At 65.4% G+C, this 19,328-nt stretch carries 18 protein-coding genes; 11 read left to right on the top strand and 7 right to left on the bottom strand.

Annotated features, from left to right (window positions below):
* Positions 1-5 precede the first annotated feature (5 nt).
* Positions 6-1,319, bottom strand: a complete 1,314-nt coding sequence (locus M0R88_RS18525) for a carboxylate--amine ligase (RefSeq protein ID WP_248654893.1) — start codon at positions 1,317-1,319, stop codon at positions 6-8.
* A gap of 878 nt (positions 1,320-2,197) precedes the next feature.
* Between M0R88_RS18525 and M0R88_RS18520 the strand changes: the two genes are divergently transcribed.
* From M0R88_RS18520 to M0R88_RS18500, 5 genes are all read left to right on the top strand, one after another.
* Positions 2,198-2,992 carry an aldo/keto reductase gene (locus M0R88_RS18520; protein WP_248656736.1) on the top strand — a complete coding sequence of 265 codons (795 nt, stop codon included), beginning with the start codon at positions 2,198-2,200 and terminating at the stop codon, positions 2,990-2,992.
* 227 nt (positions 2,993-3,219) lie between these two features.
* Positions 3,220-3,882 (top strand): GNAT family N-acetyltransferase, encoded by a 663-nt coding sequence (locus M0R88_RS18515; protein ID WP_248654892.1) that lies wholly within the window; start codon positions 3,220-3,222, stop codon positions 3,880-3,882.
* Between the two features lie 52 nt (positions 3,883-3,934).
* Complete coding sequence (locus M0R88_RS18510) at positions 3,935-4,750, top strand: prephenate dehydrogenase/arogenate dehydrogenase family protein (RefSeq protein WP_248654891.1); 816 nt, start codon at positions 3,935-3,937, stop codon at positions 4,748-4,750.
* Positions 4,747-6,159 carry a small ribosomal subunit Rsm22 family protein gene (locus M0R88_RS18505; RefSeq protein WP_248654890.1) on the top strand — a complete coding sequence of 471 codons (1,413 nt, stop codon included), beginning with the start codon at positions 4,747-4,749 and terminating at the stop codon, positions 6,157-6,159. The genes M0R88_RS18510 and M0R88_RS18505 overlap by 4 nt, the downstream gene beginning before the upstream one ends.
* A 143-nt stretch (positions 6,160-6,302) precedes the next feature.
* A complete protein-coding gene (locus M0R88_RS18500; RefSeq protein ID WP_248656735.1) occupies positions 6,303-7,154 on the top strand; it encodes an IS5 family transposase in 852 nt (283 codons plus the stop codon).
* 119 nt (positions 7,155-7,273) lie between these two features.
* Here M0R88_RS18500 and M0R88_RS18495 read toward each other — a convergent pair whose 3' ends face one another.
* Positions 7,274-7,606 carry a DUF5789 family protein gene (locus tag M0R88_RS18495; protein ID WP_248654889.1) on the bottom strand — a complete coding sequence of 111 codons (333 nt, stop codon included), beginning with the start codon at positions 7,604-7,606 and terminating at the stop codon, positions 7,274-7,276.
* Between the two features lie 434 nt (positions 7,607-8,040).
* Positions 8,041-8,511 carry a DUF7992 family protein gene (locus tag M0R88_RS18490; protein ID WP_248654888.1) on the bottom strand — a complete coding sequence of 157 codons (471 nt, stop codon included), beginning with the start codon at positions 8,509-8,511 and terminating at the stop codon, positions 8,041-8,043.
* A gap of 757 nt (positions 8,512-9,268) precedes the next feature.
* Between M0R88_RS18490 and M0R88_RS18485 the strand changes: the two genes are divergently transcribed.
* Positions 9,269-9,916: a DUF389 domain-containing protein gene (locus M0R88_RS18485; protein WP_248654887.1), complete on the top strand. Its 648-nt coding sequence runs from the start codon at positions 9,269-9,271 to the stop codon at positions 9,914-9,916.
* A gap of 178 nt (positions 9,917-10,094) precedes the next feature.
* Here the strand turns inward: M0R88_RS18485 and M0R88_RS18480 are convergent, their stop codons facing one another.
* The 3 genes from M0R88_RS18480 to M0R88_RS18470 all read right to left on the bottom strand — a co-directional run bounded on the left by M0R88_RS18480 (position 10,095) and on the right by M0R88_RS18470 (position 12,474).
* Positions 10,095-11,270 (bottom strand): M24 family metallopeptidase, encoded by a 1,176-nt coding sequence (locus M0R88_RS18480; RefSeq protein ID WP_248654886.1) that lies wholly within the window; start codon positions 11,268-11,270, stop codon positions 10,095-10,097.
* A gap of 137 nt (positions 11,271-11,407) precedes the next feature.
* Positions 11,408-11,734, bottom strand: coding sequence for a hypothetical protein (locus M0R88_RS18475; protein WP_248654885.1), 327 nt, complete (start codon positions 11,732-11,734; stop codon positions 11,408-11,410).
* Positions 11,735-11,937: 203 nt separating this feature from the next.
* On the bottom strand, positions 11,938-12,474 hold the full coding sequence (locus M0R88_RS18470; protein WP_248654884.1) for a hypothetical protein: 537 nt from the start codon (positions 12,472-12,474) through the stop codon (positions 11,938-11,940).
* Positions 12,475-12,558: 84 nt separating this feature from the next.
* On the opposite strand from M0R88_RS18470, the gene M0R88_RS18465 reads away from it, so the two are divergent.
* From M0R88_RS18465 to M0R88_RS18450, 4 genes are all read left to right on the top strand, one after another.
* Positions 12,559-12,801: a DUF8066 domain-containing protein gene (locus M0R88_RS18465; RefSeq protein ID WP_248654883.1), complete on the top strand. Its 243-nt coding sequence runs from the start codon at positions 12,559-12,561 to the stop codon at positions 12,799-12,801.
* 123 nt (positions 12,802-12,924) lie between these two features.
* Complete coding sequence (locus M0R88_RS18460) at positions 12,925-13,374, top strand: universal stress protein (protein WP_248654882.1); 450 nt, start codon at positions 12,925-12,927, stop codon at positions 13,372-13,374.
* Between the two features lie 145 nt (positions 13,375-13,519).
* Complete coding sequence (gene aroA, locus M0R88_RS18455) at positions 13,520-14,821, top strand: 3-phosphoshikimate 1-carboxyvinyltransferase (RefSeq protein WP_248654881.1); 1,302 nt, start codon at positions 13,520-13,522, stop codon at positions 14,819-14,821.
* Between the two features lie 784 nt (positions 14,822-15,605).
* Positions 15,606-16,883 carry an alkaline phosphatase family protein gene (locus tag M0R88_RS18450; protein WP_248654880.1) on the top strand — a complete coding sequence of 426 codons (1,278 nt, stop codon included), beginning with the start codon at positions 15,606-15,608 and terminating at the stop codon, positions 16,881-16,883.
* 48 nt (positions 16,884-16,931) lie between these two features.
* Here M0R88_RS18450 and M0R88_RS18445 read toward each other — a convergent pair whose 3' ends face one another.
* Positions 16,932-17,981 (bottom strand): calcium/sodium antiporter, encoded by a 1,050-nt coding sequence (locus tag M0R88_RS18445; protein ID WP_248654879.1) that lies wholly within the window; start codon positions 17,979-17,981, stop codon positions 16,932-16,934.
* 116 nt (positions 17,982-18,097) lie between these two features.
* Between M0R88_RS18445 and aroC the strand changes: the two genes are divergently transcribed.
* A complete protein-coding gene (gene aroC, locus M0R88_RS18440) occupies positions 18,098-19,264 on the top strand; it encodes a chorismate synthase (protein WP_248654878.1) in 1,167 nt (388 codons plus the stop codon).
* Positions 19,265-19,328 lie beyond the last annotated feature (64 nt).

Genomic DNA, 19,328 nt, shown 5'->3' with positions numbered 1-19,328 from the left:
CGGCGTCAACAGGAGCAGTAGTACTCCTGCGTCCCGAACTCCGTCGTGAGAAGCTGGTACGCCGGTGCGGGGTCGGAGGGACGGTACACGCCGGTCGTCAGGTCGGCGCTCGCCTCGAAGTCGCCGGACATGAGCGAGAGCCAGTCGTCGCGGCTCAGCACGTCCGCGAACCCTTCGGTTCCGAGCGCTTTCAGGTAATCCGCGAGGTAGACCCAACTCGCGTCACGTACCTCGTCGGCCTCGTAGTCCTCGCCGACTGCATCGCTGTAGGCCGCCAGCGGGAGGTTCGCGCCGGCCTGTACCGGCAGTGAAATCCACTTCCACGGCCGGGTGTTCACGTCGATGAGGGCGTACTGCTCGCGGTCGCCGTCGTAGAGGAACTCGGCCTCGCTGATGCCGTAGTAGCCCGTCTCGTCGAGGACCGCGAGCGCGTTCTCCTCGACCTCTCGGGCGTCCTCGCCCGTGGCGCGCCGGACGACGCAGGAGGTGCCGTAGCCGAGCGGGTACCGGACGCGGGCGTTCCCGACGAACGAGACGGCGTCGCCCGATTCGGGCACGTAGGAGGCCAGCGAGCAGTCCTCTCCCTGTACGGCCGGGACCTTCTCTTGGGCCATCACGCGGACGCCCTCCGCGGCGGCGTTGGCCACCACGTCCTCGAACTCCGCTTCGTCGGCGACTTCGATGACGTTGGTCCCGACCGCCTCGGCGAACTTCCGCTTCAGGGCGGGCTTGACCACGAGCGGGAAGCCCAGTCGTTCAGCGGCCTCCGCGGCGGGGATGCTCTCGCGGCCCTCGCCGCCCGGTCCGCCCTCACGCCCGGCGGGTCCCTGCTCGCCGCCGGTCTCTGTGGGGTCGGTCTCGGCGATGCGGTAGGTCTCGGGGTAGGGAACGCCCAACTCCTCGGCGACGGTGTACAGCGATTCTTTGTCCAGCACGCGGTCGATGGTCGCGCGCTCGGCGAACGGGAGGACCACGCCCTCGGGTTCGGTCCGGGAGAAGGCGTGGACCCACTCGTCCATGCACCCGAACGCGACCGGTTCGTGGTCCAACTCGGCGGCGAGGGCCTCCACGTCCTCGCAGAAGCCCGCCTCGTCGTCCAGCGGGTAGGTGACTCGCCCCGCGAAATCGACGGCGTCCGAGTAGGGCGCGACGCCCTTCTCGTTGCGGTCGATGGCGATTACCGGCACGTCGCGGGCCTGAAGCGCGCGGGCCACGCTCAGGCCGGTGATGTGGGCGTTGCAGACGATTGCGGGCGGTCGGTCGAACTCGGCGTCCGCGAGCGCGTCGCGGAGTCCCTCGAAGGAACGGAACGTAGCCATACCCGAGGTTGGCGTCTCGCGTGCTAAAAGCCGTCCGAGTCGGCAAGGCCGTCCGGGGACTACGACGATTCGGGCCGGTCGGAATCTCTCCGGCGACTTCTCGGTGTTGGTTTGCGTGGACTTCGGGACACCGACCTCCCGGCGCGCGCTGGCGTCTGTGCGAACGGACGTGAGTGCACGACTCGTCGGACGCGGTTTGTCCGACGGTGGACGAGTAGCGCAGGTCGGAACGGAGTGGAGACCGAGCAACGCAATCGGTTGGGGAGGACGTGGCTGTCGCGGTGCGGTGCTGTGCGGTAGAATCCGTTGCTCAAGCCTGAAGCTGACGTTTACTCGGCTTTCCGGCTAGCTGTATTCGTCATCTCGACAATTCACGCCCTCTCTCCCTGTTCCGCCCGGAGACCAGCCACAACCGGCAAGTGTGGGACTGCCGAACTCCGACCATGCTTCGACAGCGACTTCAGACCGAGGAGCCACGCGAGGAACCGGGCGAGGGCGGCGGCATTCTCCGGAAAGGACTGCCGTTCGCGCTCGCCTTCGCGATGGGGTTCGTCCTCGGGCGACAGAAGGACGACGGGGCGGAGGCCATCGAGGGCGGGGACGACGAACTGACCGAGGCCGCCAGCGAAATCCGCGAGCGCGCGACTCCCGGCGAGAGCGAGACGGAGGAAGGCGAGTCCGGAGCGGCCGAGGCGGAGGAGGAACCCCCCGAGCGCGGGGAGACCGACCGCGAGGAGATGGACGCCGAGAGCCAAATCGAGGCCGAGGACGCGGAGGCCGCCGAGGAGACGGAGGCGACCGACTCCGAGACGGGCGAATCCGAGACCGAGGAGCGTGACGAGGAGGTCGCCGCGCTCTCGCCGCCGACGACCCACGGGATGCCGATGTTCGGACTCGGCACGTACCAGATGGAGGAGTACGACGAGTGCGTCGAGGCGGTCGGGCGGGCGCTCGGGATGGGCTACCGGCACGTCGATACCGCCGAGGGGTACCACAACGAGGAAGCGGTCGGCGACGCCATCGCGGAGTCCGACGTGGACCGCGAGGACGTCTTCTTGGCGACCAAGGTCAGTCCCGACAACCTCGACTTCGACCACGTGTTGACCAGCGCGGAGGAGAGCCTGGACCGCCTCGGCGTCGAGTCGCTGGACCTGCTGTACGTCCACTGGCCCACGGACGAGTACGAGGCCGAGGACACGCTCGACGCCTTCGCCGAACTCCGCGAGGAGGGGACGATAGACGAAATCGGCGTGAGCAACTTCACCGTGGACCTGCTCGAAGAGGCCGTCGAGGTCTCGGACGACCCCGTCTTCGCCAATCAGGTCGAGATGCATCCGCTGCTCCCGCAGACCGAACTCCAGCAGTTCTGCGCGCAGGACGACGTGGACGTGGAACTGGTCGCCTACTCGCCCATCGCCCGCGGCGACGTGTCGGACGTGGACGCGCTACAGGAGGTCGCCGAGAAGCACGACGCGACGCCCCAACAAGTCAGTCTCGCGTGGCTCCGCGAGAAGGGGGTCACCGCCATCCCGAAGGCGACCAGCGAGGAACACCTCCGGGAGAACTGGCTCAGCCTCGGCGTGGAACTGGACGACGAGGACGTGGAGAAAATCGACGCCATCGAGGAGCGCCGACGCATCGTGGACCCCGACGAAGCGCCGTGGAACCAGTAGCCCGGAGACGGGCCGGGTCGCGGACGCCCCGCATCGAGCGTGTGAACTAAGGGCATATTACGACTTTTATCATGAAAGACCATTATCTTTAACTCCCGCTACGTTCTGGGTCGGGTCGCAATGGGACGACGACTCACGTCGATAGCCCCGTACAACTCGCTTCGCACCGGGCCGACTGACGGTCCGCTTTCCGACCCGCTCGGTCTGCGCGGGCGCGCCGGAGGACGATGAGCGCGGACGCCACCGACGCCGAACTGGACGCGGCGGACGCGGAAGTAGACGCCGAGGAGTTCCCCGCGCCGCCGCGGACGTTCACCGACGACGAGGGTCGCGTACTCCGACTTTGCGCCGGCGGGGAGTCGGCGGAGTCGGGCGAGGAATCGGCGGAGTCAGACGGAAAGTCGGCGGATTCCGACGTGCAGTCGGTGGAATCCGATGGTGAGTCGGCGAGCGAGTCCGCGAGCGACGCTCCCGCCTCGGACGCCCGCGACGCGCTGGGGGCGATGTACGACGCCTTCGAGTCGGGCGGACGCGCGCAGGGCATCCCGCCCGCGAACCCCCGGCGACGGGCCGAGTGGCTCGACAGACTCCACGAGGGCATCGGGGTCGTCGCGTGGCACGGGGACGGCGCGGTCGGCCACGGCATCCTGCTCGACGGCGGGCCGGGCCACGAACTCGCGCTGTTCGTCCACCCCGAGTACCGCGGGGCGGGCGTCGGGACCGCGCTCCTCCGGACGCTCCTCGGCCGGGGCCGGTCGGCGGGCGTCGAGCGCGTCTGGCTCTCGGTCGAGCGCACGAACCGCCCGGCGGTCGGTCTCTACCGCGGGGCCGGGTTCGAGCCGACCGGCGGCGCGGTCGGCGAACTGGAGATGGCGCGCTCGCTGCAGTAGCGAACGACTCGTAGCGAACCCCTTTTGAGACCCGACCGGCTATCCCCTCTCGATGAAGCTACTCGTCGTCGGCGCGGGCGAGATGGGTCGGTGGGTCGGCGGCGTCGTCGCCGCGGAACTCGACGACGCGGACGTGGCGTTCGCCGACACCGACCCCGAGGTCGCGGAAGCCGCCGCCGACGCGGTCGGCGGCCGCGCGGTCCCGCTCTCGACCGACGAGTCGTTCGAGGCGGTCTGCGTCGCGGTCCCGATGTCGGCCGCCGGCGAGGCCATCGAGCGCCACGCGCCGAACGCCGAGCGCGCGCTACTCGACGTGACCGGCCGGATGGCCGACCCCGTGGCCGCGATGGGCGAGGTCGCGCCGGACCGCGAGCGCGTGAGCCTCCACCCGCTGTTCGCGGCGTCGAACGCGCCCGGCAACGTCGCGGTCGTCGCCGACGAGTCCGGTCCCGTCACCGAGAGGATTCTGGACGCGCTCGCCACGGCGGGCAACCGACTGGTCGAGACGACGCCCGACGAACACGACTCGGCGATGGAGACGGTTCAGGCCGGGACCCACGCCGCGGTCCTCTCGTTCGCGCTGGCCGCCGAGGAGGTGCCCGAGGGACTGACGACGCCGATATTCGAGGACCTCTCGGCGGTCGCCGAGCAGGTCACGGGCAACGCGCCCGCGGTCTACGCCGAGATTCAGGCGACGTTCGACGGCGCGGACCGGGTCGCACAGGCGGCCGCGCGCCTCGCCGACGCGGCGGGAGACGGAGACGAGTTCGCGCAGTTGTACCGAGAAGCGAGCGAGGAGAGGCAGAACGCGGCCGACGAGGACGCGAACGCGAGCGAAGCGACCCCGACGGAGGCAGACGACTCATGAACGACGAACTACGACGGAAGGTCCGGGAGAACGCGAAGTACCTCCGGGAGGTCCGACCCATCGACGCCGACGAGATTTCCGAATACATCGACAGCCGGCCGCATCCCGGCGTCGTCCGCCAGATTCTCCGCGAGGAAGCGCCCTCGCTCGGACTGGTCGAGCGCGAGGACCGGACCTTCGAACCGGTCGCGGAGGGGCCTATCGCGCCGACGTTCCGGAGCGTCGAGGCGTTCCCGCCGGAGTACGGCATGGAGCTTGAGGACCTGCTGGTCGAGCGGTTCGGTCCCGACTGGCACGAGGGCGAGTCGGGCAACCGGCTTCGGAACACCATCCAGCGACTCAAATCCGACTACTTCCGGAACAACCCCGTCGAGTACGACAAGGTGGTCGCGCTCGCCTACGCCATCTACCACCTGCCGGACAACTACGCCGCGGTCCAGTACGTCGTCCACGAACTCGCCGAGGAAGGCCTACTCGACCGCCGACTCCGGATTCTCGACGTGGGCGCGGGCGTCGGCGGTCCGGCGCTCGGTCTCGCCGACTACCTGCCGGACGACGCTCTCGTGGAGTACGACGCGGTGGAACCCAGCGCCGCCGCGGACGTGTTCGACCACCTGCTGGCGGACGCCGACCGGAACTTCCACGCCGACGTCCACCGCGAGCGCGCCGAGGAGTTCGAACCGGACTCGGACGAGCCGTACGACCTCGTGCTGTTCGCCAACGTCCTGAACGAACTCGACGACCCCGCCGCGGTCGTCCGGCGCTACCTCGATTTCCTCGCCGAGGACGGCTCTGTCGTCGCGCTCGAACCCGCCGACCGCGAGACCAGCATCGGGCTTCGGCGGGTCGAGCGCGCCGTGGCGGACGACGCCGGGGCCGCGACGGTGTTCTCCCCGACGCTCCGGCTCTGGCCCGGCGAGCGCCCGACCGACCGCGGGTGGTCCTTCGACGTGAAACCCGACGTGGAGGTGCCCGCGTTCCAGCGCAAACTCGACGAGGCCGCGGGCGCGTCGGGCGAGTTCGTCAACGTGGACGTGCAGTTCTCCTACTCGATTCTGCGCCCCGACGGGACCCGCAAAGTCGAGTTCGACCTCGACACCGAACACGTCGCCAAGATGGCCGACATGGACCGCCACGTCACCGGGCGCATCGACCTCGTGGCGCTCAAACTCAGCCACTCGCTGTCGGAGGGCGACCGCAATCCCCTGTTCAAAATCAGCGACGGGAGCGAGGCCGAGGACCACTTCGCCGTGCTGACCCGCGAGACCTCGATGAACGCCGACCTCGCGAGTGCGGCGTACGGCGACCTGCTCTCGTTCGAAAACGTGCTGGTGCTGTGGAACGACGACGAGGAGGCCTACAATCTGGTCGTGGACGAGGACACCATCGTAGACCGGATTCCGGTCTGAGATTCGGCGGATTCGACTGATTGCTTCGGTTTCTCTGTCGGCGAACGAGACGACGCGCCACCACGCGCCGAGGTAGAAAATCACTCTCGGGGCCCTGTTGAAACCCTTGCTGACAAACACGACGGGTGAGTAGTTGGGGGAAGATGGATGCTCTCCCGAAGTCACGACTCCTTCGATTCGTTGAACGCGCTATGGTGTTGGCTCGCCGTACTGTGGAACGGTTTTCAACCCGCTATTCACGGAAGCGGTTCACGCTTCGCCAACACGTCGTCTTGCTTTGTCTGAAAGTAAAGAAGACGACAACGCACCGCGACCTCGTTGACGAACTTATCGAGATGCCTCGGATTCGAGACGCTCTCGATCTCGATTCGATCCCTGCACCCTCGACACTCTGTAAGGCGTTCGCCCGCTTGGAGATGGCCGTCTGGCGGGTTCTGCTGAACGTTTCACTTGCGGACTTGCCGCTAAACGGTGTCACCGGTATCGATGCATCCGGGTTTGATCGGGCGCATGCATCAACTCACTACACGAAGCGAACGAATCTCTCCATCCAGCAGTTGAAGACAACGCTATTAGTCGATACAGCAACCAACGCCGTGCTCGATGTTCACGTGACGACGACACGAAAACACGATACGCAGATTGCACCACAGGTGGTGAAACGGAACGCAGCGTCCATCGAGGTGTTGACCGGTGACAAGGGATACGACGACCAGAAGATCCGGCAGCTAGCCCGAAATCACGATATTCGGCCGCTCATAAAGCACCGGGAGTTTACCCCACTCCACACGGCGTGGAATGCACGACTGGACAACGATCTTTACCATAGACGGAATATGAACGAGACAGTCAATGCAGCGATCAAACAGAAATTCGGTGCATTCGTTCGGTCACGCCTCTGGTGGAAGCAGTTCCGCGAACTCGTCATCAAGTGCATCGTTCACAATCTGGAGCGAAGCCTCGCCATTTCACACGAGAGGGGCAAATGTCCGTGATTCCGAGATGAACGGACTGCTGAATATAGAGAGTGGATTCAGCAGAGAGGTAACCACAGACGGAGTTTACCTCAGCACGGGCGGTCCAATTTGCGAGATGAGTGTGTTGGACCGTTGTGCTATCGGCCTATGAGTTCCAGTAGCCGTCTGTGAACGTCCTCGGCTGAGTCATACATTTCGTCATCAGTTAAAGCGAACACGTCCTCCAGGGATTTCTTGCCGCCCTGAGTTTCAAGTTCATAATCGCCATAGGCTTCAACCAACTCATTTGTCGTGGCTGGATAGTCGTGCGATTTGAGCGCTTCATCAAGATCACCAAGCCCCTCACCAGAGTCGACGCGCATCGGCTCTTCTTCATCGGCACGGGTATGTGCCTCCTCTTGCATCCGCTCTCGCTGGCGACGTTTTTGATCATCCGCTTGCTCATCTCGGCCCTGTTTATCATCTGCCATATATCATGGTAGGGGATTCAGACGGATAACAGTAGGGCTGCCTATCGGAGATGTGGGTCGAACTTCCCCTCCCGACTGACCCAGATCTCGAAGCCACTCCCCAAGACCAGGAAAACGATTCAGTCGCCGACGGACGCGATCCCGGCGGCCCTGGCGCTGTTGCTGGTCTTCGGTTCCCACTGCTGGGTGTAGACCTCTTGGATCGAGAGGGCCTCCTGAGTCGCCAATGGCTCGGGAGCACGACCCATGTAGTTCGCGCGCGGTATTCGGTGGATTTAGCTACGGTTAGGGTTTCATCCCGGACCACCTTCTGGAGCTTCTTGACCCCACCAACGCCCGCCAATCCACCGCTCGGCTCACCACCGTCCGCCACTCCACCCTCCGCCTCACCTACGCCCACCGTACTACCGCCCGCGTTCCTCCGTTACCTCGCTCTACTCCTCGCGCTCGCCAAAGGGTTCCTCGTTCCGGTCGGAGGCGTCGCGGGTCCGCTGGAGGTAGTTCTGGAGTGTCTCGTGGACGGCCCGGCCGAGGTCATGTAACTCGCCGTTGATGGCCGAGACCGAACTCGAATCGAGCGATTCGGTCACGTCGCGCTCGCGCCAGTCCTCCGGCACCGTCGGGGCGTCGAAGCGGAGGTGGTCGTCCGTTGGATCACGGTAGAAGTCGAAGGCCTGGAACAGGTCAAGGTCGTCGACGACTCGGACCTCCTCCTCGTCGAGATTCGTGTACTCCGCCCACTCCTCGAACCCCTCACGCCACGCGCCTTCCTGGAGGAGGTTCTCGAGATCCTCGCGGTAGAAGTCCTCGGATCCGAGGGTCTCCGATTCTTCCCAGTCGAAACCGCTCGGTCGCCCCCGGTTCGAGAGATCGGGTGGCTCCGGGATGGATACGTCGAGTGTCATACCGATAGTAGAGCGGGCACGACAATAAAGGCCCGTAGCGATTCCACGAGAAGGGAATCCGGGTGAAGTGGTAATCGACAGGTCGCTCCCCGACACGCTCTGCGGACACACCCTCCCGAGCACCGCTCCCAGTCCCGGGACGAACAGTCAAGGTGACTTGCCTAGCTTGCCAACGGACTCCCATGCAAGATTCGCGCTTTCGCTGTAGCAGACGCTGAACGAAGTCCCAGGCTATTGTCAGAACAGGCGTAGCCGACTTAGAGGATGATTTCAACAGATCAGTAACGATAGGCTACAGCGTTGACGGTATGATTCGTGGCTAATAATAATAACCCGCGACCTTGTTGCTTATTCACATGGTAGAATGTGCTCGATGCGGCCGCGATGTGGACGATCTTCAAACCATCTCGCCAGATGTTATCACGAAAGAACTAATCGACTCAATCGATCACGGTAAAGAAGACTTTGCCAGGCAGGGTGATATGAAAGTTTGCGCCGAGTGTATGGCTGAACTGAAGGGAGACTGAAACCGAAGCGGGTATCGTTACTGATGATTTCAGCACGATCTGGATTACAAGATTCGCGCCCTCCATCTTGCACAAGCGCTCTCGACTACCGTTTCTCTGTCAAAAGTAGCGTGACCGGTACAGAGGGTAGATGGGGCGCCTAAGAGTGGAATATTACGGACGGAGTTCCATTAGTAGACACTCTCGCATCGTCGCAATTGTTTCACCCGGCACGCCCGTATTTCTTCGAGATGTCTCCTAGAGTCTCACTTACCGAAAAGTGCGAGAACAAGTACGAACAGGTCGCCCTTGATACGTCGTATCTTGTTTTGATGACGATGTCCGGTGTGCTTGCTGGCGTGGCTCTCCTCACCAACTCGATTCCAATCCTCATCGGGGCGATGGTCATTGCCCCGGCATTGACGCCGTTGGAACTCGTTTCTGCTGGCATTGCTGCCAACCGGTTGAAGCGAGCCGGATTCGGGGTCTTGGTCGCGTTCGTCGGTCTGTTGGCTGCGACTGCTGGGGCTGTCGTGACGACGGTGACACTGAACATGACCGGAGTTCTCCCACCTGCGGAGAACCTCGTTGATAAACCACTACTCGAGGAACGCATTACGGCCGGCTGGTACAGCGTCGTTGCTGCTGCCGCGGCGGGTATCGCGGCGGGGATAACGACCGACAAAGAACGGCAAGACACGCTAGTCGGCGTCGTCGCTGCCCTCGCACTCGTCCCGGCCGCAGCTGCTGGGGGAATAACATTACTGTCACGAGCGCCTGTTAAGGCCAGTGGTGGCCTGCTCTTACTCGTCCTCAATGCAGGCATGGTCGTGATAACTGGGACGGTGACACTCTGGCTCGGAGCTCGTGGCGATCGGAAAGCGGACACAAGCAAATAGGCATGCAACGTACCTTTCGCCTGTTTCGATCGTCCATGCCGAAACGAACGTACTCCTATGCAAAACTCATCCTCCGTCCTCTGTATTCAGCAACTCGTTCCTATCAACCGCTGAAGGGTTTCAACAGAGCCACTCTCGGGAAAAGCACTGAAAGTCGCCCGAAAACGCTCCGAACGACCTACTCCAGTTCCAACCGAATCGGGTAGTTGGTCAGGTTCTCGTAGCCGTCCTCGGTCACGACCACGAGGTCCTCGATGCGGATGCCGCCCACGTCCGGGTCGTAGAGACCCGGTTCGATGGTAACGACGTGGCCCGGCTTCAGTTCGCCGCCGTCCGGACTGACCGAGGGTTGCTCGTGAACGTCGAGTCCGATGCCGTGGCCCGTGCTGTGGATGAACCCGGTCTCCGCGGAGGGGTCGCTCCGGAGGGTGTCGTAGCCCCGGTCCTCGTACAGGTCGCACACCGCGTCGTGGACCTCCTTGCCCGTCGCGCCGGGTTCCACGGCGTCGAGGGCCGCCTCGAAGGCGTCGTAGGTGTCGTCGTAGCGCCGCCGAATCTCCTCGTTGGCCTCGCCTTTGACGAACGTTCGGGTCATATCGCCGTGGTACTTCGTCGCCTTGTCGCGCGGGAAGATGTCGATGACGATGGTCTCGTCCGCCCGGAGCGGCCCGCTCCCGCGGTTGTGCGGCCCGGCGGCGTCCGCGCCGTAGGCGACGATTGTCTCGTCCAGCGCGCAGCCGTGCCGGAGGAGCGTGACCTCTATCTCCTCTTTGACGCGCTCGCTGGTCAACTCCTCGCCGTCGTGGTACAGCACGCCGTCCTCGACGGTGGCGGCTTCGAGCAGGTCCTCGGCCGCGCGCATCGCCGCCTCGTTGGCCCGCTGTGCGGCGTGAACGTGGTCTATCTCCTCGTCGGTCTTGACCGCGCGAATCTCCGTCACTACGTCCTCGTCCAGCACTTCCACGGCGACGCCCTGCTCGCGCAGGTCGTCGGCGGTACCGAGGGGGAACCGCTCGGGCGCGGCGACCGACGCGACGCCGCGGTCGTCCAAGAACGCCGCCACCACGCGGTGTGTGCCCTCGGTGCGACCGTACTCGGCGACCCTCTCCTGATAGCCGTACTCCGAGAGGCGGGCCACCGAGTCCGCGCTGCTCTCTTCGGTCGCGCGGCCGTATTCGAGGCCGGAGACCAGCAGGTGGGTCCCGTCCGGCGTGTAGAGCGTGACGAAGGGGTCGGGCGCGTCGAATCCGGAGAGGTACAACTGGTCGGACTCCTCGGAACTGGCGTCGAGCAGGTAGCCGTCCGCGTCGGCCTCGCGCAGCGCGTCCGCCAACGGCGACAGGTCGGGGTTCATACCGACAGCAAGCCCCGCGAGCGGCAAAACGATACGGGTTCCGGAACGGTAGTTCCTGACGTAGCCCTCTACGTAATGTCGACCTGGAAAGAGACGATAAATCCGTGCAACAGGACGCGTCACTCCCTATTCGACCGTCAGGAGACGACTACGTCTTCGATAGCGATTTGCAGTTCGGAGTACGAGTTCTCCCGCTTCAGGTACGCGGTTCGGAGGTAATCCGGACGGTTCTCCGGTTCACCGCCGTACTCGCTCTGTTGTCGGTCGATACGCTTCCGCGCGAGGTCGGTGAAGGACTGAACCGAATCGGGAATCGGGGGGCAGGCCTTGTACCTCTCGTCGCTAGCCTCCTCGATAATCCGCTGATGCGCTTCTCGGAGTTCGGTAAAGACGAGCGGAAAGAGGTGCGACACCTGCTCGTCGGAGAGCGACGCGGGTTCGAGGCCTATCGTCGTGCTGTGCATGCTGTCGCACCCCGGAACTACTCGCGATAACTGCGTACACCCCGAACTCGCCGTGATACCGATACCCGATCCGGCCGTCGCAAGGAGGGTCCGTCGCTTCACGTCTCGAATCCGGGAAGCTATGGACAAATACTTTCTCGAGAGTCAAACGCTCGTTTTACCGAGAGCATAGGGGGACACGCTGCACTTCACGGGCGGAAACCTCACCCCCGAGTTTCCGCTCTCCCCTCCCGACGAACGGTCGAGTTCTCCCCGACGAAGTACGTCGCGTACTGGGTGAAGTAGTCGGCGTGGACGGTCGTCTCGCCCGTCCCGGAGTTCACCCACGCCGTACACCGCGCGACGACGCGGTACCCCTCGCCGTACTCCCGGACCGACTCGACGCCGCACGTCTGATGAACCGAACTCGACTCGCCACGGTACAGTTCGTTGTACACCCACCGGCGTTCGAAGGCGGCGACGAACGCCCGGACCGACTCGGCGGTCAGGTCGGCCGGGCGCTCGGGGCGGGACTTCGGCCCCTCGGGGAGGGTGACCGACCCCTCAGGGAGCGAGGTATCGACGCCGAGCGAGTGGGTCGTGGCGTCGGCGGTCGCGTCCGTGGCCGTCTCGTCGGTCGTCGCTTCGTCGGTCGCCGTCTCGCCGGACTCCTCGTCCAGCGTTCCCGAGGTGCATCCGGCGACCGACCCGGCGAGCGCGACTGCGCAGAGTCGGAGGGCGGTTCGTCTCGACGGTGGCACGTCGGGGGACTCTCGCGGGCGAGGTAAATACTTTCTCCGAGGTGCGACCGAAGCTTTTCGGCCCCCGCCTGTGAACCCTGACACATGTCAGCCGAAGACGACCCGTCGCGCGGCCGCGAACCCTCCACCGGTCTCCGGGTCGCGCTCGGCGTCCTCGGGGTCCTCGTCCTGCTGTACAGCGTCCTCATCGCCACTCAGCCGCTCCTCGGCGTGATGCTGGTGGTGCTGCTGTTCGGCGCGTACCTCGCGTGGCGGTGGTTCCTCCTCGGTGTGCAGTTCGTCGCGGCGGTAGAGCGCATCGCCGACGCGATGGACGCGGACGACTGACTCGCGGAAGCGCCGGCCGCCGGGTTCCGCTCGCGGGCGGCCCGGTCGCCGGCGTTCTCCCCGCGGCCCGCCCGCGGCGAAACAGCCCCAATTCAAATCAGCCGTCGCGTCGAAGTCGCTCGCATGCAGTACCTCGTCGCGGTCGATGGTTCCGAATCGAGCATGGACGCGCTCCGGTACGCGGTCGAGCAGGCGGCCGCGACCGGGGCCGAGGTGACCGCGGTCAGCGTCGTCGTGCCCGAGCAGTTCTTCACCGGCGGGGACGACCCGCCGGCGAGTTACGCCGCGGCCGCCGACGAACTCGTCGCCGAGGACGTCGAAGACGCCGAGGAGGAGGCCCAAGAGGTACTCGACGAGGCGGCCGAAATCGGGGAGAAGACCGGCGTCGAAGTCGAGACCGGCCTGCTGTACGGCGAACCGGTCGAGGTGCTAAGCGAGTTCGCCGCCGACGAGGACTACGACGCCATCTTCGTCGGCCACCGGGGACACTCCGAACGCTACGAGGGACTGGTCGGTTCGACCGCGAAGGAGATAGTCGGGCGCGCGACGGTGCCCGTGACCGTGGTCCGGTGAGTGCCCGCGACGGTCGTTCGGCGAACCGGCCCTCGCGCGGCGGGGTCGGCCGCTTCGACGGCCGACCCCGCCGCGAGATTTCTCGCCGGTCGGATAATTCGCCACCTCCGGTATTCTGATACGCCCCCGGACCGTCGCCCCGGACATGGACGTAGGAATAACTCCCTCGACGCTCTCGGGGACGGCCCGCGCGCCCTCCTCGAAGAGCTACACCCACCGGGCGATTCTGGCCGCGGGCTACTCCGGCGGCGCGCTGGTGTACGACCCGCTGGTGAGCGCCGACACGAAAGCGACGATGCGCGTCGTGGACGCCTTCGGCGGCGACGTCACCCGCGAGTCCGACCACCTCGTCGTGGACGGGTTCGACGGCCGCCCCGAGGTGCCCGGCGACGTGCTCGACTGCGGGAACAGCGGGACGACCATGCGACTCGTGACCGGCGCTGCCGCGCTCGCGGACGGCGGGACGGTCCTGACCGGCGACAGTTCGCTTCGCTCGCGGCCCCACGGTCCGCTCCTCCGCGCTATCGACGAGTTGGGCGGGAGCGCCCGAAGCACGCGGAAGAACGGGCAGGCTCCCCTCGTCGTGGACGGTCCCATCTCGGGCGGCACGGTGTCGATGCCCGGCGACGTCTCCTCGCAGTTCGTGACCGCCCTGCTGATGGCTGGCGCGGTCACCGACGAGGGAATCGAGGTCGAACTCGAAACCGAACTCAAGTCCGCGCCGTACGTGGACATCACGCTCGAACTGCTGGACGAGTTCGGCGTCGAAGCCGGCAAACGTCAGGAAGACGGCGGCGACGTGTATCGCGTCGAGGGCGGGCAGTTCTACGAACCTGCGGACGGCGAGTACCACGTCCCCGGCGACTTCTCCTCGATTTCGTATCTCCTCGCGGCAGGCGCGATTGCGGCCGACGAGTCCGGCGAGGTCCGGGTTCGGGGCGCGTATCCGAGCGCGCAGGGCGACTCGAAGATCGTCGGCGTGTTGGAGCGCATGGGCGCGGACGTGGACTGGAACCGCGACGACGGCGTGGCGACGGTCGAGCGCTCGGCCCTCTCGGGCGTCGAGGTGGACGTGGGCGATACTCCCGACCTCCTGCCGACCGTCGCAGTGCTCGGCGCGGTCGCCGAGGGCGAGACCCGCATCGTCAACTGCGAACACGTCCGGTACAAGGAGACCGACCGCGTGAGCGCGATGGCCGAGGAGCTGGAGAAACTCGGCGCGGCGACCGAGGAGACCGAGGAGACGCTGACGATTCGGGGCGGCGAGTCGGAGCTGACCGGCGCGCGACTCGACGGCCGCGGGGACCACCGCGTCGTGATGTCGCTGGCGGTCGCGGCGCTGGCCGCGGACGGCCCGACGACGATTTCGGGCGGCGAACACGTGGACGTGTCGTTCCCGGACTTCTTCGACGTGCTGTACGACCTCGGCGCGACCGTGAATCGCTGACGCCGCTCGCTGCGACTTCGCTTTCTAATCCCTTTCCGGATTCTCGGCGGTCGTTCGCCGGGATTCCACCTCTCCTGCGTCTGATGGCTCGAACTAAATCCGAAAAGCGGCCAACTCCGTCGGGAGTTTCTGAATAATCTAAAGCTGCCAGAATACTCGTTCTTCAGGCTAGAATCCACCACCCAGATTATCGCTTAGAAACTTTGCTACAGCCGCTACCCCTGTCATGGAAAGAAGGAGTGCTAGAAATCCCATGTTCTTCAGTTGTTTCCAAATGAGATAGCCCCACTCACCCGGCTGGGGTGCCAGCCCGACAGAAGTTATCCCCTGAAAAACCGCGACTACGCAAATGACCACGATTACGCCGCCGCCAATACTTTTCATGAGATTTACCCAGCTCATCGTAATCTAGTAAGTAAAGAAATTGTCGTGAATCCAAATCCTCCAAGGAGTGCGAACGCCAGTACGAACGTCTGTGAATACTCAGCTTTCATTTTCGTGGCGAGTTGATGTAATGGTTCGTTAGGAGCAGGGGCGGGTATAGCAGAAAGAATTGTAATTCCTAATAGCATGATAATCGCTAACTGAATAGTCACGATGACTGATTGCTCGGCACTCATTATTCGTTGAAACGTTATAGTGAAACATCAATTTCAGGGTTCGTAACTAGCCGTCGCTTAATTTGGGACGGAGTCAGAAGCCGATTGACTCACGCATGATTTTCTCGTAACTCCTCCCCACACCATCGAAACGTACTTTCCCGGACGAGTCGAACCCCCGCCGAATGCTTCGGACAGACGTGGCCGACGACCTCCGGCGGGCGTTCGAGGCGGACGGCTATCTCTTCCCGGACTACGAGGGTTACTGCTTCGCTAACGTTCCGCATACAGTGGCCGCCGCACTGGGCGTCGAGACCGGACGGACCCTGCCCGACGACGCGCTGGCCGGCGTCTCCGACGAGTTCGAACGGGTCCTCGTCGTGCTGGTGGACGGCTTGGGCTTCCGGCAGTGGCGACGCGAGCGCGACCGCCACCCGCTCCTCGACCGCCTGAGTACGGTGGGTCGAGTGACGCCGCTCACGTCGGTCTATCCGAGCGAGACCGCCGCCGCGATGACGACGTTCCACACCGGAGCGCTCCCGGTCGAACACGGCGTCGTCGGGTGGAACGTCTACGAACCGACGACCGACGAGGCGTTCGAGGCGCTCCCGTTCCAGACGAAGGACGGCGACGAACCCGCCGTCTCGCGCTCCGAGGTGGCCGACGCGGACCCGCTCTATCCGGAACTGGCCGACGCGGGCGTGTCGTCTCACCACGTCGTGCCCTTCGACGAAACGACGGCGGGCGCGACGACCCGCGTCTACGAGTCGCTGGACGAGTTCCCGGTCACCGTCGCCGAGACCGTCGCGGACGCCGCCGACCCCGCCTACTGCTTCGCCTACCTCGACCACGTGGACGCCGCGGCCCACGAGTCGGGCACCGAGTCGGCCGACTACCGCGAGACTGTCGGCGAGGTGTTCGACGCGCTCGACGCGGTGGTCTCGAAACTCGACGCCGAGGGCACCGCCGACGAGACCCTGCTGGTCGTCACGGCCGACCACGGCCACGTCAACACCGACCCCGAGCGCAACGTGAACCTCGACCGGCGCGAGGACCTGCTCGCGGCGCTCCGCCGACGCGACGACGGCACGCCGGTCAAGTTCGCCGGGAGCATGCGGAACGGCCACCTCCACCTGCGCGACGATTCTCCCGAGAACGCCGCCGAAGTCGCCGCGGACCTGCGAGCGGACTTGGACGCGCGAGTCTTCGAGCGGGCCGAAATCCTCGACGGCGACGCGTCCGGCGGGGACCGGTTCGACGGCCACCTGTTCGGCGACGCCCCGGCGTCCGAGACGTTCCGGCGACGACTCGGCGACGCGGTGGTCTCGCACCGGGACCTCGGGGTCTGGTGGGGCAACGAGGAACCGGGCGAACTCGCGTACGTCGGGATGCACGGCGGCCTGCACCCCGACGAGATGCTGGTCCCGTTCGCGGCGGTCCGCGCCGACGAACTGGTCGAGTGAGCTTTCGGGAATACATATCGTTGCGAAAGATGGGCAGAGATTTCTCTCCTACCCGACGATGCCCGACAACCCCAGAATCCACCGGAGTATCTCCGAGAGCGCGAACAGGCCGCCCTCGGCGCGCGAGAGTTTGCGCCCGGACCAGAGCGCCGCGACCATCACGACGACGAGGACCGTGAGCCACGCCACGCTCTCTAGCGCCGCGGCCGGAACCGACAGCGGGCGGACGACCGCGGCGAGACCGAGGACGCCGACCATGTTGAACACGTTGCTCCCCACGACGTTGCCGACCGACACGCCGACGCTCCCGCGGCGCATCGCTACCAGCGAGACGGCGAACTCGGGCGTCGAGGTACCCGCGGCGACGATGGTTCCGCCGACGACCCACTGGGAGATACCCGCCGCGAGCGCGAGTTCGGTCGCCGCCTCGACCATGAAGTGACCGCTCACCAGCACGACGGCGAGTCCGACGACCAGCGTCGCCACGTCGCGGACGCTGGAGGAGTCGCGCTCGGCGTCGAACGGGGCGGACTCCGCCGCGGCCCGGCCCTCTCCGCCGCCACCCCCACCACCGTCGGTCTCGGGGCTCGACCCCGACCGAATCAGATACCACGTGTAGCCGACCAACGAACCGACGAACAGCAGGCCCTCGACTCGACTCACCCGCAGGTCGGCCATCGCGGCGACTCCGGCGAGCGTCGTCACGACCAGCGCGAGACCGTCGCGGTGGACCAGTGACCGCTCGACGGGAATCATCCGGACCAGCGAGACGACGCCGAGGATGAACGCGAGGTTGTAGATGTTCGACCCGACGACGTTGGCGACCGTGATTTCGCCCGCCCCGGCGAGCGCGGCGTCGAGGCTGACGACCAACTCGGGCGTCGAGGTGCCTATCGCAACGACTGTGAGGCCGACGACGAGGTCCGAGAGTCCCGCCCGCCGCGCGAGTCGGACGGCGGAATCGACCAGCAGTCGCGCCCCGGCCCAGAGACCGAGGACCGTCCCGACGAGGACTCCCAACTGGACGACTGTGGAGGGGACCGCAACTGGGACGACTGCGGTGGGGGCCGTGAAGAGGACGACCCCGGCAGCTATCATGGCTCTGCGGGACGGTTCGGCTTCCGACGGCAAAGTTCTGCGGGCGGACGCCCCGTCGAGGTGCCATTTGCGCGTTCTCCAAACCATAAATACCCGCCCCGACCAACACTCCTGCAATGAACGGAAACAGCTTCGGACGCCTCTTTCAGGTGACGACCTTCGGCGAGAGTCACGGCGAGGCGATGGGCGTCACCGTCTCCGGCTGTCCGGCCGGTCTCGAACTGGACGAAGACGACGTACAGGCCGACCTCGACCGGCGGAAACCCGGCCAGTCGATGATAACCACGAGCCGCGGCGAACCCGACCACGTGTCCATCAAGTCCGGCCTCCAGGACGGCTACACCACCGGCACGCCCATCGGGATGGTCATCGAGAACAAGGACGCCCGCTCGGAGAAGTACGAACCGTTCGTCACCGCTCCCCGGCCCTCTCACGGCGACTTCACCTACTCGGCGAAGTTCGGCACGCGAAACTGGGGCGGCGGCGGGCGCTCGTCGGCCCGCGAGACGGTCAACTGGGTCGCGGCCGGCGCGGTCGCCAAGAAGATTCTCGCCGAGGAGGGCGTCGAACTCAAGGCTCACGTCAACCAGATCGGCGACATCGAGGCCCCGGCGGTCTCCTTCGAAGAGATCAAAGAACACAGTGAGGACAACGAAGTCCGCTGCGCGCATCCCGAGACCGCCGAGCAGATGCGCGAGCGCATCGACGAGTACCAGCAGGACGGCGACTCCATCGGCGGGTCCATCTACTTTGAGGCCCGCGGCGTGCCGCGCGGTCTCGGCGCACCCCGGTTCGATTCGGTCGAGGCGCGACTCGGGCAGGCGATGATGAGCGTGCCGGCTTCGACCGCCTTCGAGTTCGGACTCGGCCGCGAGGCCCGCGAGTACACCGGGAGCGAGCGCAACGACGAGTGGGAGTTCGAGGACCCCGAGAACCCCGACGAGAGCGACCCCGTACCGACCGAGAACGACCACGGCGGGCTACAGGGCGGCATCACGACCGGCGAACCCATCTACGGCGAGGTGACGCTCCACGCGCCGACCTCGATTCCGAAGACCCAGACCACGGTCGATTGGGAGACCGGCGAAGAGACCGACGAACAGGTCATCGGCCGCCACGACCCGGTGTTGCCCCCGCGCGGCGTCCCGGTCGTGGAGGCGATGCTCGCGCTGACGCTCGTGGACTTCATGTTGCTGGGCGGTCGCATCAACCCCGACCGCGTGGACGACCGGCCGGGCGAGTACGACACGGAGTATCATCCGAGCAGTCCGCGAAACGAGTAGCGCGAGCGAACGGCACACGGAGCAATCGGAACACGGAGCGAGAGAAAAGAGACGAGCGCCGACC

Origin of the sequence: Halorussus gelatinilyticus (assembly GCF_023238445.1) — an archaeon.
Taxonomy (GTDB): Archaea; Halobacteriota; Halobacteria; order Halobacteriales; family Haladaptataceae; genus Halorussus; species Halorussus gelatinilyticus.
The sequence above is the reverse complement of the archived record's forward strand: the minus strand, read 5'-3'. Positions and strand labels throughout refer to the sequence as shown.